This window comes from Streptomyces sp. NPDC001135, from assembly GCF_053598395.1.
Map to the genome: position 1 here is coordinate 1 of NZ_JBSFKD010000026.1, position 14,054 is coordinate 14,054.

12 protein-coding genes and 3 pseudogenes are annotated in these 14,054 nt (G+C 71.2%); 7 read left to right on the plus strand and 8 right to left on the minus strand.

Going from position 1 to position 14,054, the window contains the following annotated elements; genetic code table 11:
* Positions 1-99, plus strand: a pseudogene (locus ACWC94_RS27800) (ATP-dependent Clp protease proteolytic subunit); the annotation flags it as partial.
* On the opposite strand, the pseudogene ACWC94_RS27805 reads toward ACWC94_RS27800, so the two are convergent.
* Together ACWC94_RS27805 and ACWC94_RS27810 are read right to left on the minus strand one after the other, a co-directional pair.
* Positions 94-498, minus strand: a pseudogene (locus tag ACWC94_RS27805) (DNA helicase RecD); the annotation flags it as partial. The pseudogenes ACWC94_RS27800 and ACWC94_RS27805 sit on opposite strands and share 6 nt — an antisense overlap.
* The gene (locus tag ACWC94_RS27810; protein WP_450799842.1) at positions 495-1,478 is read right to left on the minus strand and encodes an aldo/keto reductase; all 984 of its coding nucleotides are present in this window, start codon (positions 1,476-1,478) and stop codon (positions 495-497) included. The pseudogene ACWC94_RS27805 and the gene ACWC94_RS27810, both read right to left, overlap by 4 nt.
* 145 nt (positions 1,479-1,623) lie before the next feature.
* Between ACWC94_RS27810 and ACWC94_RS27815 the strand changes: the two genes are divergently transcribed.
* Together ACWC94_RS27815 and ACWC94_RS27820 are read left to right on the plus strand one after the other, a co-directional pair.
* Positions 1,624-2,679 (plus strand): LLM class F420-dependent oxidoreductase, encoded by a 1,056-nt coding sequence (locus ACWC94_RS27815; protein WP_450799843.1) that lies wholly within the window; start codon positions 1,624-1,626, stop codon positions 2,677-2,679.
* A gap of 135 nt (positions 2,680-2,814) precedes the next feature.
* A pseudogene (locus ACWC94_RS27820) lies at positions 2,815-2,986 on the plus strand (ferritin-like domain-containing protein); the annotation flags it as partial.
* Positions 2,987-3,015: 29 nt separating this feature from the next.
* On the opposite strand, the gene corA reads toward ACWC94_RS27820, so the two are convergent.
* Positions 3,016-4,011: a magnesium/cobalt transporter CorA gene (gene corA / locus ACWC94_RS27825; protein ID WP_450799844.1), complete on the minus strand. Its 996-nt coding sequence runs from the start codon at positions 4,009-4,011 to the stop codon at positions 3,016-3,018.
* Positions 4,012-4,073: 62 nt separating this feature from the next.
* Between corA and ACWC94_RS27830 the strand changes: the two genes are divergently transcribed.
* The 4 genes from ACWC94_RS27830 to mshC all read left to right on the plus strand — a co-directional run bounded on the left by ACWC94_RS27830 (position 4,074) and on the right by mshC (position 7,574).
* Complete coding sequence (locus ACWC94_RS27830) at positions 4,074-4,760, plus strand: histidine phosphatase family protein (RefSeq protein ID WP_450799845.1); 687 nt, start codon at positions 4,074-4,076, stop codon at positions 4,758-4,760.
* A 97-nt stretch (positions 4,761-4,857) separates the two neighbouring features.
* Positions 4,858-5,448, plus strand: coding sequence for a DUF3090 domain-containing protein (locus ACWC94_RS27835; RefSeq protein ID WP_351242613.1), 591 nt, complete (start codon positions 4,858-4,860; stop codon positions 5,446-5,448).
* Positions 5,412-6,251 (plus strand): SCO1664 family protein, encoded by an 840-nt coding sequence (locus ACWC94_RS27840; protein WP_450799846.1) that lies wholly within the window; start codon positions 5,412-5,414, stop codon positions 6,249-6,251. The genes ACWC94_RS27835 and ACWC94_RS27840 overlap by 37 nt, the downstream gene beginning before the upstream one ends.
* Positions 6,252-6,344: 93 nt before the next feature.
* Positions 6,345-7,574 carry a cysteine--1-D-myo-inosityl 2-amino-2-deoxy-alpha-D-glucopyranoside ligase gene (mshC, locus tag ACWC94_RS27845; RefSeq protein WP_450799847.1) on the plus strand — a complete coding sequence of 410 codons (1,230 nt, stop codon included), beginning with the start codon at positions 6,345-6,347 and terminating at the stop codon, positions 7,572-7,574.
* Positions 7,575-7,731: 157 nt separating this feature from the next.
* On the opposite strand, the gene ACWC94_RS27850 is transcribed toward mshC, so the two are convergent.
* The 5 genes from ACWC94_RS27850 to ACWC94_RS27870 all read right to left on the minus strand — a co-directional run bounded on the left by ACWC94_RS27850 (position 7,732) and on the right by ACWC94_RS27870 (position 13,765).
* A complete protein-coding gene (locus ACWC94_RS27850) occupies positions 7,732-8,655 on the minus strand; it encodes a PAC2 family protein (protein WP_450799848.1) in 924 nt (307 codons plus the stop codon).
* A 165-nt stretch (positions 8,656-8,820) separates the two neighbouring features.
* The gene (locus ACWC94_RS27855) at positions 8,821-9,492 is read right to left on the minus strand and encodes a FadR/GntR family transcriptional regulator (protein WP_450799849.1); all 672 of its coding nucleotides are present in this window, start codon (positions 9,490-9,492) and stop codon (positions 8,821-8,823) included.
* Positions 9,493-9,703: 211 nt separating this feature from the next.
* Complete coding sequence (locus tag ACWC94_RS27860) at positions 9,704-11,320, minus strand: FAD-dependent oxidoreductase (protein WP_450799850.1); 1,617 nt, start codon at positions 11,318-11,320, stop codon at positions 9,704-9,706.
* Between the two features lie 47 nt (positions 11,321-11,367).
* Positions 11,368-12,906, minus strand: a complete 1,539-nt coding sequence (glpK, locus tag ACWC94_RS27865; RefSeq protein ID WP_450799851.1) for a glycerol kinase GlpK — start codon at positions 12,904-12,906, stop codon at positions 11,368-11,370.
* A 64-nt stretch (positions 12,907-12,970) separates the two neighbouring features.
* Positions 12,971-13,765: an MIP/aquaporin family protein gene (locus ACWC94_RS27870; RefSeq protein ID WP_450799852.1), complete on the minus strand. Its 795-nt coding sequence runs from the start codon at positions 13,763-13,765 to the stop codon at positions 12,971-12,973.
* Positions 13,766-14,054: the final 289 nt, after the last annotated feature.

Below are 14,054 nucleotides of genomic sequence, written 5' to 3' on the forward strand. Positions count from 1 at the left end.
GAGGAGATGCTGGCCAAGCACTCCAGCCAGCCGATCGAGAAGATCCGCGAGGACATCGAGCGCGACAAGATCCTCACGGCCGACCAGGCCATGGAACACCGTGGCCGCCGGCTTCTCGCCGCTCTCCACGGCCCGCACCGCCGCGAGCAGGTCGGCGGCCTGGCCGCTGAGCTTCGTGCCGCTCTGGATCGGGCTCTTCTTCTCGGCCTTGCGCCGCTCGATCCGCTCCCGCTCGATCCGCTGCGCGGCCAACTCGGCCTCCGCCTCGGACAACTGGGACGCGTCCGCACCGTCCGCGTCGCCCTCGCCGTCCGCGTCGCCGTCGGCACCGCCGTCGCCGTGCGGGCCTTCGGAGCTCTCGTCGGTGACCTCGCCGCCCGCGGCGCCACCGTCGCCGTCCGCACGGCCTTCCTCGGGCGCGGTGTCCCGGCCCGGGGTCCCGGGTGTGTCCGGCGTCCCCGGCCCGGCTTCCTCCGTGGTCTCCGGCTCCGTGCTCACAGCGTGCTCCAGTCGTGATCGGGATAGCGGTGCACGGGCGCCGACACATCGTCCAGCGCCCTGCAGATCTCGTCAGGAAGACTAAGGGCCTCCACTGACAATGCCGCCGTGAGCTGCAGCGCGGTGCGCGCGCCGACGATCGGCGCGGCCACGCCGGGCCGGTCCCGGACCCAGGCGAGGGCCACCTGGAGCGGGGTGACGGCGAGCCCGTCGGCGGCGGTCGTCACCGCGTCCACGATGCGGGTCGCCGTGTCGTCCAGATACGGCTCCACGAACGGGGCCAGGTGCTCGGAGGCGCCGCGTGAGTCCGCGGGAGTGGTGTGCCGGTACTTGCCGGTGAGGACGCCCCGGCCGAGCGGGGAGGAGGGCAGCAGCCCCACGCCGAGGTCCAGCGCGGCGGGCAGCACCTCGCGCTCCACGCCCCGCTGCAGCAGCGAGTACTCCATCTGTGTGCTGGCCAGCCGGGTTCTCGTGCCGGGCGCCGCGAGCTGCCAGGTGGCCGCCTTCGCCAGCTGCCAGCCGCAGAAGTTGGAGACACCGGCGTAGCGGGCGCGGCCGCTGCCCACCGCTATGTCCAGGGCCTGGAGCGTCTCCTCCAGCGGGGTGTCGGGGTCGTAGGCGTGGACGTGCCACAGGTCGACGTAGTCCGTGCCGAGGCGGGCCAGGGACGCGTCGAGTGCGGCGAGCAGATGGCCGCGGGAGCCGTCGAAGCGGCGGTCGGGGTCGGGGACGCTGCCCGCCTTGGTGGAGATCACCAGGTCCCGGCGTGGCACCAGGCCGTCCATCAGCTGCCCGAGCAGATACTCCGCCTCTCCGTCGCCGTACACGTCGGCGGTGTCGACGAGGGTTCCGCCGGCTTCCCAGAACGCCTTCAGCATGTCCGCGGCGTCGTGCTCGTCGGTGTCCCGTCCCCAGGTGAGGGTGCCGAGTCCGATGCGGGACACGCGCAGGCCGGTACGGCCGAGATGCCTCTGCTCCATGCGGGCGAGATTACTGGCCAGAACAGGAGCGGTGGGTTGCCTGTGGACAACCGGGTCGGACGCCGGGCACCCGGTGCCGTGGCCGGGTATCCGCGCTAGGGTCACCCCCGACAACGACGTTACTCACGGGTAAGGGGAATCGGCCATGGAGCTCGGGATCAACCTCGGCTACTGGGGTGCCGGAATGGACGGGGACAATCTGGCCGTGGCCCAGGAGGCCGACCGGCTGGGCTTCTCCGTGTGCTGGGCCGCCGAGGCGTACGGCTCCGACGCGGCGACGGTGCTGTCCTGGGTCGCCGCGCAGACCGAGCGCATCGACGTCGGCTCGGCCATCTTCCAGATCCCGGCCCGCCAGCCCGCGATGACCGCGATGACGGCCGCGACGCTCGACTCGCTGTCCGGCGGGCGGTTCCGGCTCGGGCTCGGGGTGTCCGGGCCCCAGGTCTCCGAGGGCTGGTACGGCGTCAAGTTCGACAAGCCGCTGGCCCGCACCCGTGAGTACGTGGAGATCGTACGGAGGGCCATGACGCGGGAGCGGCTGACGTACGAGGGCGAGCACTGGACGCTGCCGCTGCCGGGCGGCCCGGGCAAGCCGATCAAGCTGACCGTGCACCCGCAGCGCGAGCACATCCCGCTGTACATCGCCGCGATCGGCCCGAAGAACCTGGAGCAGACCGGCGAGATCGCCGACGGCGCCCTGCTGATCTTCCCCGCCGCCGAACACCTCGAGGACACCACCCTGACGTACCTGCGCGCGGGGCGGGAGAAGGCCGGCAAGACCCTCGACGGGTTCGACGTGTGCCCGACCCTGCCGATCGCCGTCGGCGACGACAAGGACGTGGCCCGGCTCGCCGACACCTTCCGGCCCTACACCGCGCTGTACGTCGGCGGCATGGGCAGCGCCAAGCAGAACTTCTACAACCAGCTCGCCCAGCGCATGGGGTACGCGAAGGAAGCCGCCGAGATCCAGCAGAAGTACCTGTCCGGCGACAAGCAGGGCGCCGCGGCCGCGGTCCCGCAGGACCTCATCGACAAGACGACACTGCTGGGCTCCGTGGACCGCATCGCCGACCGGATGAAGGCCTACGCCGCCGCCGGTGTCACCACGCTCAGCCTGTCCCCGGCCGGCTTCACCCTGGAGGAACGGATCGCCTCCCTGCGGGCCGGCAGTGAGGCCCTGGAGCGCGCCGGTCTGGCCTAGGAGGGTTCAGCGGCCGTGGTGGGGGCTCGGGGGTCTTCCCCGCCACGGCCGTCACCGGGAACAACGCGCCGGCCGCCACGCGGTTACGACGCTCGTGTTCCTTCTTCCGGCCGTCTGGGACTCCCCGGCGGCGGCGACGGCGAACGCGCGCCGGCCCCGAAGACCGCCCGCCACGGCGCCGACGAGGGCAAGCACGGACGGGCTCACCCCCGTCGCCGTACCGCCGGAGACCGACTGCACCCTGCTCCTGGAGCGGCACGGCATCGGTCTCGTCAGCGACTCGGCGGCCCCGCAGCGCCCGCCCACGAGTCCGCCCGAGCCGCGGAACCGAGGGCCTCACAGCCAGCCGCGCCGCTTGAACAGCCGGTACAGCAGCACCTCCAGGGCGGCCATCACCAGGATCACCGCCGGATACGACCACAACCAGTGCAGTTCCGGCATGTGGTCGAAGTTCATGCCGTAGATCCCCGCGATCATCGTCGGGACCGCGGCCATCGCCGCCCACGCGGAGATCTTCCGCATGTCGTCGTTCTGCCGCACGCTCATCTGCGCCAGATGCGCCGACAGGACGTCCGACACCAACCGGTCCAGTGCCTCCACGGACTCGTTCACCCGCGTCAGGTGGTCGCCCACGTCCCGGAAGAACGGGCGGGCCTTGTCCTGCACGAAGGGCACCCCGCCGCCGAACTGTCCCGTGCCCGCCAGCCGGGTCAGCGGCAGCGTCAGCGGGCCGGTGGCCCGGCGGAACTCCAGCACCTGCCGTTTGAAGCCGTAGATCCGCGACGCGATGTCGCGTGAGCCGCCGCCCTCCGGCCGGAACACCTCCGCCTCCAGCTCCTCCAGGTCGTTCCCCAGCTCCGTCGCCACCTCCAGATAGTGGTCGACGACGGCGTCGGAGACCGCGTACAGCACGGCGGTCGGGCCCTTGTCGAGCATCTCCGGCTCCTCCTCCAGCCGGCGCCGTACGGCGGCCAGCGGCGAGCCCTCGCCGTGCCGGACCGTGACCACGAAGCAGTCACCGACGAAGAGCATGACCTCGCCGGCCGAGACCGTGTCGCTCTCGGCCTCGTACACGACCGGTTTCAGGACCATGAACAGCGAGTCGTCGTACACCTCCAGCTTGGGCCGCTGATGCGCCTTGAGCGCGTCCTCGACCGCCAGCGGATGCAGCCCGAACTCCCGGGTGACCAGGTCGAACTCCCGCTCGGACGGCTCGTACAGGCCGATCCATACGAACCCGCCCGCCGCCCGCGCCTCGGCGAGCGCGTCGGACAGGTCCTCCGGGCCCTCGGTACGGAGCCCGTGCCGGTAGATGGCGCAGTCCACGATCACGGAGCGCATTCTCCCTTCGCCCGGTCGCCGGTGCAGGTGCTCATACGCCTACCCTGGGCCGCATGCCCACGCTGATCCTCGTCAGGCACGGACGTTCCACCGCCAACACTTCCGGGGTGCTCGCCGGATGGACGCCAGGCGTCACCCTGGACGAGCGCGGCGCCGCCCAGGCCGCCGCCCTGCCCGCCAGGCTCGCCGCCCTGCCGCTCTCCGAGGTCGTCACCAGCCCCCTCCAGCGCTGCCAGGAGACCGTACGGCCGCTGCTGGAGGCCCGCCCGGGCCTGCGCGCCCACACCGACGAGCGGATCGGGGAGTGCCACTACGGAGACTGGTCCGGCCGCAAGCTCGCCGAGCTGAAGGACGAGCCGCTGATGGAGGTCGTCCAGGCCCACCCGTCGGCCGCGGCCTTCCCCGGCGGGGAGTCCATGCGGGCCATGCAGACCCGCGCGGCCGAGGCCGTACGCGAGTGGAACGCGCGCGTGGAGCGCGACCACGGCGCCGACGCCGTCTACCTCATGTGCTCCCACGGTGACATCATCAAGTCCCTGGTCGCCGATGCCCTCGGACTCCATCTCGACCTCTTCCAGCGGATCTCCGTGGAACCGTGTTCCGTCACCGCGATCCGCTACACCCGCCTGAGGCCGTTCCTCGTTCGCCTCGGCGACACCGGGGATTTCGCTTCGCTCGCCCCGCGCGAGGACCCTGGTGAGGGCGACGCACCGGTCGGGGGTGGTGCGGGCGCACCGTGATCGTCGGCCGCAGTAGGGTGAAGCGATCCACACAGTCGCCCTCGAACGCACTTTCCGCACCCACTCTCACCGCACTCACTCTCAATGGAGACAGGACGTGTCCCGTCAGGTGTTCCTCTACGACCCGCCGGACCGCTTCGTGGCCGGCACGGTCGGGCTGCCCGGACGCCGTACGTTCTTCCTCCAGGCCACCGCAGGCTCCCGGGTGACCAGCGTGGCTCTGGAGAAGACCCAGGTGGCCGCGCTCGCCGAGCGTATGGACGAACTGCTCGACGAGGTCGTACGCCGTAGTGGCGGCAGCGCCGCCGTCCCCGCCGTGGCGCCCACCGAGATCGCCGACACCGCCCCGCTGGAGACCCCCATCGAGGAGGAGTTCCGCGTCGGCACCATGGCACTGGCCTGGGACGGCGAGGAACAGCGCATGATCGTCGAGGCGCAGGCTCTCGTGGAGCTGGACGCCGACACCGAGGAAGACCTCGCCGAGGCCGAGGAGCGGTTGCTCCAGGACGAGGAGAACGGGCCCCCGATGCTGCGGGTCCGGCTGACCGGCGCGCAGGCCCGGGCCTTCGCCAAACGCGCCCTCGACGTCGTCAACGCCGGGCGGCCGCCGTGCCCGCTGTGCAGCCTCCCGCTCGATCCGGAAGGACACGTATGTCCGCGCCAGAACGGATACCGCCGCGGAGCGTGACGGCTGCCGACGCGGAGGCCGACGCCGTCGCCGCCGAGCTGCTCGCCGGGGGCGAGCTGACCGTGCGCGGCCGGATCCGCGAGGCGTCCAACGCCGCCCTGTTCTGCACCGTCGCCCTCGACGGCCGGGAAGCCTCCTGCATCTACAAGCCGGTGGCCGGGGAGCGCCCGCTGTGGGACTTCCCCGACGGCACCCTGGCCGGCCGCGAGGTGGCCGCCTACGAGGTCTCCGAGGCCACCGGCTGGGGGCTCGTCCCGCCGACCGTGCTGCGCGACGGGCCGTACGGCGAGGGCATGTGCCAGCTGTGGATCGACGTCCAGGCCGACACGGAGCTGCTCGCCCTCGTCGACGCCGAGGAGCCGGAGCCCGGCTGGAAGGCGATCGGTCTCGCCGAGGTCGGCGAGGGCCGCACCGCGCTCCTGGTGCACGCCGACGACGAGCGGCTGCGCCGGCTCGCCGTCCTCGACGCGGTGATCAACAACGCCGACCGCAAGGGCGGCCATCTGCTGCCCACCCCCGACGGCCGGCTCTACGGCATCGACCACGGCGTCACCTTCAACAGCGAGAACAAGCTGCGCACCCTGCTGTGGGGCTGGGCCGGGGAGCCACTGACCGCCGACGCCGTCGACGTCCTCGAGGGGCTGCGGCACACCCTCGTCGGGCCGCTGGGGGAGCGGCTGACCGGGCTGATCACCCCGGCTGAGATCGACGCCACGCGCGCGCGTGTCGACACGCTGCTCACCACGGGCGTGCACCCGGAACCGGGCGGGGAGTGGCCGGCCATCCCCTGGCCGCCCGTGTGAGCACACCTGCCGCGCATGTACAAGACCGCAGAACCGGCCATCCAGCGAGATCCCATTCGTATGCGCGGCTCGTGGCCGGTTAGGCTCATGTACATGCATGCCTGGCCCGCTTCCGAGGTCCCCGCCCTGCCTGGTCAGGGCCGCGACCTGAGGATCCACGACACCGCGACCGGCGGCCTCGTCACCCTCGACCCCGGTCCCGTCGCCCGTATCTACGTCTGCGGCATCACCCCGTACGACGCGACCCACCTGGGTCACGCGGCGACCTACAACGCGTTCGACCTCGTTCAGCGCGTGTGGCTCGACACCAAGCGGCAGGTCCACTACGTCCAGAACGTCACCGACGTCGACGATCCGCTGCTGGAGCGCGCGGAGCGGGACGGCGTCGACTGGGTCGCCCTCGCCGAGCAGCAGACGGCCCTCTTCCGCGAGGACATGACCGCGCTCAGGCTGCTCCCGCCCCAGCACTACATAGGCGCCGTCGAGGCGATACCCGGCATCGTCCCGCTCGTGGAGCGGCTGCGCGACCTCGGCGCGGCCTACGAGCTGGAGGGCGACATCTACTTCTCCGTCGAGTCCGACCCGCACTTCGGCGAGGTCTCGAACCTGGACGCGGCCGCCATGCGGCTGCTGTCCGCCGAGCGCGGCGGCGACCCGGACCGCCCGGGCAAGAAGAACCCGCTGGACCCGATGCTGTGGATGGCGGCCCGTGAGGGCGAGCCCAGCTGGGACGGCGCCTCCCTCGGCCCCGGCCGCCCCGGCTGGCACATCGAGTGCGTGGCCATCGCACTGGACCACTTCGGCATGGGCTTCGACGTCCAGGGCGGCGGCTCCGACCTCGCCTTCCCGCACCACGAGATGGGCGCCTCGCACGCCCAGGTCCTCACCGGCGAGTTCCCCATGGCCAAGGCCTACGTCCACGCCGGCATGGTCGCCCTGCACGGCGAGAAGATGTCCAAGTCCAAGGGCAACCTCGTCTTCGTCTCGGCGCTGCGCCGCGACGGCGTCGACCCCGCCGCCATCCGGCTCGCCCTGCTGGCCCACCACTACCGCGCCGACTGGGAGTGGACCGACCAGGTCCTCAAGGACGCCGTCAGCCGCCTCGGCCGCTGGCGCGCGGCCGTCTCCCGCCCCGACGGCCCCTCCGCCGACGCCCTGGTCGAGGAGATCCGCGAGGCCCTCTCCAACGACCTGGACGCCCCCGCCGCACTCGCGGCCGTGGACCGCTGGGCGGCCCGGCAGGAGCAGGAGGGCGGGACCGACAGCGGCGCCCCGGGCCTGGTCACACGGGCGGTGGACGCGCTGCTCGGGGTGGCCCTCTAAACGCCCGGAAGGGAGGCGCCCCGAAAGGGGCGCGGGGAACTGCGCGAGAAGCCACGACGGGCCGTCACACGCGCGACGGCATGTCGTGGCACCCCGTAGCGCATGGGCAACACGGAGAAGGGGGCGCCTCCAGCGGGGGCGCCCCCTTCTCCGTACCTCAGCCTTCCGGGCTGTCCTCGTCGTCACCCTCTTTGGAGCCGCCGCCCCCGGCCGGAGGCCTCTGCTTACCGCCCGGAGGGCCCACGTCCCGGCGCCGTAGATACCGCTCGAACTCGCGGGCGATCGCCTCCCCGGACGCCTCCGGCAGCTCCGCGGTGTCCCGGGCCTCCTCCAGCGTCTGGACGTACTCGGCGACCTCGCTGTCCTCGGCGGCCAGCTGGTCCACGCCCACCTGCCAGGCCCGCGCGTCCTCGGGCAGCTCGCCCTGCGGGATCCGCAGGTCGAGCAGGTCCTCGAGTCGGTTGAGGAGCGCCAGCGTGGCCTTCGGGTTGGGCGGCTGGGAGACGTAGTGCGGTACGGCCGCCCACAGCGACACCGCCGGGACGCCGGCGTGCGTGCACGCCTCCTGCAGGACGCCGACGATGCCCGTCGGACCCTCGTACTTGGTCTCCTCCAGGTCCATGCGCTGCGCCAGGTCCGGGTCCGACGTCACCCCGCTGACCGGCACCGGACGCGTGTGGGGGGTGTCACCGAGCAGGGCGCCCAGGATGACCACCAGTTCCACGCCCAGCTCGTGCGCGAAGCCGAGCAGTTCGTTGCAGAACGAGCGCCACCGCATGGACGGTTCGATGCCGCGGACCAGCACCAGGTCGCGCGGCTTCTCGCCGCCGACGCGGACCACCGACAGCCGGGTCGTCGGCCAAGTGATCTTTCGCACTCCGCCGTCCATGAACACCGTGGGCCGGTTCACCTGGAAGTCGTAGTAGTCCTCGGCGTCCAGCGCCGCGAACACCTCGCCCTTCCACTCGCGTTCCAGATGCGCGACCGCCGTGGAGGCGGCGTCGCCGGCATCGTTCCAGCCCTCGAACGCGGCCACCATGACTGGGTCGATCAGCTCGGGAACCCCCTCCAGCTCGATCACCCAGTGCCTCCTTCCGACGTGCCCTCGCTTGACTCACCAACCTTACGGCGTCCGGCGGGGGCGCCCGCAGCCCCCTTGCGTGGGGGAGTGAACGGATCACTGCCCCGTTCGCCACCGTGGAACACCCCCCGTCAACAGGGAGCCGGGACGGCCGCGCACGGCGTTTCACAGGGTGCTGCGCAACCACTGCTCCACGCTCGCGATGTGCACGGTCGCCCAGGAGCGGGCGGCCTCCGCGTCCCGGTCGCGCAGCGCGGCGAGGATCGCCCGGTGCTCGCGCAGGGTGCGGCCGACGGCGTCCTCCTGGGTGAGGCCCCGCCAGATCCGGGCCCGGGTGGTCGGCCCCGACAGGCCGTCCAGCAGCGAGCACAGCACCGAGTTGCCGGCGCCGCGCACGATGCCGCGATGGAACTCCAGGTCGGCCGCGACCAGTTCCTCCACCGAGGGATCCTCGCCCAGCGCGTCCAACTGGGCGGACAGTGCGTCCAGTTGCCGGTCACTGATCCAGAGGGCCGCCATCGCCGTCGCGGCCGGTTCCAGGATCCGGCGCACCGCCAGGAACTCCAGCACGGTGTCGTCGCGGTGGAAGTCCACGACGAAACTCATCGCCTCCAGCAGCAGTTGCGGGTCGAGGCTGGTGACGTACGTGCCGTCGCCCTGGCGCACGTCCAGGATCCGGATCAGCGACAGGGCCCGCACGGCCTCCCGCAGCGAGTTGCGGGACAAGCCCAGCTCGGCGGCCAGCTCGCTCTCCTTGGGGAGCCGGTCGCCGGGGCGCAGCGCACCGGAGACGATCATGCCCTTGATCTTCTCGATCGCCTCGTCGGTGACTGCCATGCCCGGCCTCCTGTCGCCCGCCCCACGCCTCAGACATCGGATGTCTCTGCCTCATTATGCGGGCTGGGCGGCCCGGCTCTCCGGGCAGGCGGGAGGGGCGCCCCCGTCGGCGCGGGGACGCCCCTCCCGGTCGTCCGGACCCGGTGCGGCGGTCCGGCGCTGCGGTGGCGGCCGGTCCTGGTCAGGGAAGTGGGCCGGCCGCCACCGAGGTCTACTTCTTGTCGAGCAGGTCCTGGACCTTCGCGCGGACCTCGTCCGTGGCCAGGCCGCGGATGGTCAGCGTGGTCCGGCGGCGCAGCACGTCGTCCGGCGTCTCGGCCCACTCGTGGTCGCGGGCCCACACGACCTGCGCCCAGATCTCCGGGGCGTCGGGGTGGACACGCTCGGCCAGCTCCGGGTTGTCGTTGGCCAGGCGGGCGATGTCGAAGGCCAGGGAGCCGTAGTGGGTGGCCAGGTGCTTGGCGGTGTCCGCGGCCATGCGCGGGCCGGGGGCCGGGCCGTCCACCAGCAGGCGGTGCGCGACCGCGCGCGGGTTGGCGACGCCGGGCAGCGGCAGCTTCTTCGGCAGCGAGGAGATCGGCTCGAAGTCGTCGCCGAGCGGGTGGCCCGGCAGCGCCTCCAGCTTCTGCATGACCGTACGGCCGATGTGGCGGAACGTCGTCCACTTGCCGCCCGCGACGGACAGCATGCCGCCCTTGCCCTCGGTCACCACGGTCTCCCGCTTGGCCTTGGCGGTGTCGCCGGGGCCGCCCGGCAGCACCCGCAGACCGGCGAAGGCGTAGGTGATCAGGTCGCGCTTGAGCTGCTGGTCCCGGACGGAGAACGCGGCCTCGTCCAGGATCTGGGCTATGTCCTTCTCGGTGACGGACACGTCCGCCGGGTCGCCCTCGAACTCCTCGTCGGTGGTGCCGAGCAGCAGCATGTCCTCCCAGGGGAGGGCGAAGGTGATGCGGTACTTGTCGATGGGGGTCGCCAGCGCGGCCTTCCACGGGGACGTCCGCTTCAGGACCAGGTGCGCACCCTTGGACAGGCGGATGGACGGCGCAGCGTTCGGGTCCTCCATCTTGCGCAGGTGGTCGACCCAGGGGCCGGTCGCGTTCAGCACCAGACGGGCGTTGACCCCGAACTCGTCACCGGACGTGCGGTCCTTGAGGTCGGCGCCGGTGACCCGGCCGTTGGTGAAGCGCAGGCCGGTGACCTCGGCGTGGTTGAGGACGACCGCGCCCGCCTCGACGGCCGCGCGGACCGTCATCAGCGCCATGCGGGCGTCGTTCATCTGGTCGTCGCCGTACACGGCGACGGCCTTGAGGTTCTCGGTGCGCAGCTCGGGCACGTCCTGCGCCGCCTTGGCGGGCGAGAGCAGGTGGCCGACGCCGTCACCGAACGCGGAGAGCGCGGAGTAGGCGAAGACGCCCGCGCCGAGCTTCGCCGCGCCGTGCGGCCCGCCCTTGTACACGGGGAGGTAGAAGGTGAGCGGGTTCGCCAGGTGGGGGGCCACCTGGCGGGAGACCGCACGGCGCTCGAAGTGGTTCTCCGCCACCAGCTTCACCGCGCCGGTCTGCAGGTAGCGCAGACCGCCGTGGAGCAGCTTGGAGGAGGCGGAGGAGGTGGCGCCGGCGAAGTCACCGGCGTCGACCAGAGCCACCCTCAGGCCGGACTGCGCGGCGTGCCAGGCGGTGGAGATGCCCAGGATGCCGCCGCCGATCACCAGAAGGTCGTACGACGCCTTGGAGAGCTGCTCCCTGGTCTCGGCGCGGCTCGGGTTGGAGCCGGAGGCCGGGTGCGTCCCCAGGGCAGGCACGGTCTGCAGGGTGGACTGACTGGTCATGTCGGGTACTTACTCCTCGTCAGAGATGGCTGAGCTGGGGGAGCCGCTCAGCTCTCGTCCTCGATCCAGCCCATGGTCCGGTCGACGGCCTTGAGCCAGTTCTTGTACTCACGGTCGCGGGTGTCCGCGTCCATGCGGGGGGTCCATTCGGCGGCCCGGCGCCAGTTGGCGCGCAGTTCGTCGGTGCTGGACCAGAAGCCGACGGCGAGGCCGGCGGCGTAGGCGGCGCCGAGGCAGGTGGTCTCGGCGACCATCGGGCGCACCACGGGTGCGTCCAGGACGTCCGAGAGGGTCTGCATCAGCAGGTTGTTGGCGGTCATGCCGCCGTCGACCTTGAGGGTCACCAGCTCGTCACCGGAGTCCTTGACCATGGCGTCGGCGATCTCCCGCGTCTGCCAGGCGGTGGCCTCAAGGACGGCGCGCGCGAGGTGTGCCTTGGTGACGTACCGGGTCAGACCGGCGATCACACCGCGGGCGTCGGAGCGCCAGTGCGGGGCGAACAGACCGGAGAAGGCCGGTACGAAGTAGGCGCCGCCGTTGTCCTCGACCGAGAGCGCGAGCGTCTCGATCTCGGCGGCGGTGGAGATCAGGCCCATCTGGTCGCGCATCCACTGCACCAGGGAGCCCGTGACGGCGATCGAGCCCTCGAGGGCGTAGACCGTCGGCTGGTCGCCGATCTTGTAACCGACCGTGGTCAGCAGACCGGCGTAGGAGTTGATGATCTTGTCACCGGTGTTCATCACCATGAAGGTGCCGGTGCCGTAGGTGGACTTGGTCTCGCCCTCGGAGAAACAGGTCTGGCCGAACAGGGCCGCCTGCTGGTCGCCGAGCGCGGAGGCGACCGGGATGCCGCCGAGCAGGTCGCCCAGCGTGCCGCCGGTGACCTCGCCGTAGACCTCGGCGGAGGAGCGGATCTCGGGCAGGATCTGCAGCGGCACGCCGATGGACTCGGCGATCTTCTCGTCCCACTGCATGGTGTGCAGGTTCATGAGGAGGGTGCGGGAGGCGTTGGTCACGTCGGTGACGTGCTTGCCGCCGTTGACACCACCGGTCAGGTTCCAGATGACCCAGGTGTCCATGGTGCCGAAGAGGATGTCGCCCGCCTCGGCGCGCTCGCGCAGGCCCTCGACGTTGTCGAGCAGCCAGCGGGCCTTGGGGCCGGAGAAGTACGAGGCCAGCGGCAGGCCGGTCTCGCGGCGGAAGCGGTCCTGGCCGACGTTGCGCCCGAGCTCCCGGCACAGGGCGTCGGTGCGGGTGTCCTGCCAGACGAGGGCGTTGTAAACGGGCTCACCGGTGTTCTTGTCCCACAGCACGGTGGTCTCGCGCTGGTTGGTGATGCCGATGGCCTTGATGTCGTCACGGGTGATGCCGGCCTTCTGGACGGCGCCGGCGACGACTTCCTGGACGTTGGTCCAGATCTCATTGGCGTTGTGCTCGACCCAGCCCGGCTTCGGGAAGATCTGCTCGTGCTCCTTCTGGTCGACGGAGACGATGCGGCCGTCCCGGTCGAAGACGATGCAGCGCGAGGAGGTCGTGCCCTGGTCGATCGCCGCGATGAACGGGCCTGCGGTGTGGGCGTCGGTCACTGTGTGCTCCTGAAAGATCCGTGGTGAGGGGGCTGTACGTACGGCGCGTGCTTCGAGGTGGTTCTTAAGCGAAGGCGACGTTGTATATGCCTGCGGCGATCGCGCCGCCGATCAGCGGACCGACCACCGGGATCCAGGCGTAAGCCCAGTCCGAACCGCCCTTGTTGGGCAGCGGCAGCAGGGTGTGCACGATGCGGGGGCCCAGGTCACGGGCGGGGTTGATCGCGTAGCCCGTCGGGCCGCCGAGGGACAGACCGATCGACACCACCACGAACGCGGTGATCAGACCGCCGAGGGTGCCGAGGCCGTTGCCCTTGTCGTTCAGGCCCTGCGTGAGGACCGCCAGGATCAGCACGACGGTGCCGATGATCTCCGTGGCGAGGTTCTGCGCCACGTTCCGGATCTCCGGACCGGTGGAGAAGACGCCGAGGACCGGACCGGCGCCCTGCTCCTGGGCCTCGACCGCCTTGGCCGCGGTGGCCTGCGCGCCGGGACCGCCGACGATCTCCTTGTCGGTCAGGTGGGCGTGGAACTGTCCGTAGTAGGCGATCCACACCAGGGTCGCGCCGATCATCGCGCCGAGCAGCTGCCCGGCGAGGTAGGTCGGAACGTTGGTCCAGTCGCTGTTCTTGATGGCAAGGGCGACGGTGACGGCCGGGTTGAGGTGCGCACCGGAGAGCGGTCCGGAGATGTACACAGCCGTCAGGACGGCGAAGCCCCACCCGAAGGTGATGGCGAGCCAACCGGCGTTACGGGCCTTGGAGGCCTTCAGTGTGACGGCCGCGCAAACGCCGCCGCCGAGCAGGATGAGTATGGCGGTACCGATGGTCTCGCCGATGAAGATGTCGGAGCTGGACACCCGCGACTCCTTTGTCCTTCGTCCAGGGGTAACCGAACCCCGGGTCCCGCCGGGGGTTCTGGCGCCCTCGGGGGTGAGAGCGATGCCGGCCCTTGGCGTTGTCACACTCTAGCGCGTATTGCCGGTAGGTGTTCGACAATGCCGACCGATGGACGGGAGTCTTGCTTCGGCGTTACGCATGCGTCAAGGGTTCTGTTATCGAAAACAGGATCGTTATTGATCGCTGCCGGTTATCACTCTTCGCACGCTGACGTACGGGTTTACCCCTATATGCCCGTTTCAGGGTATG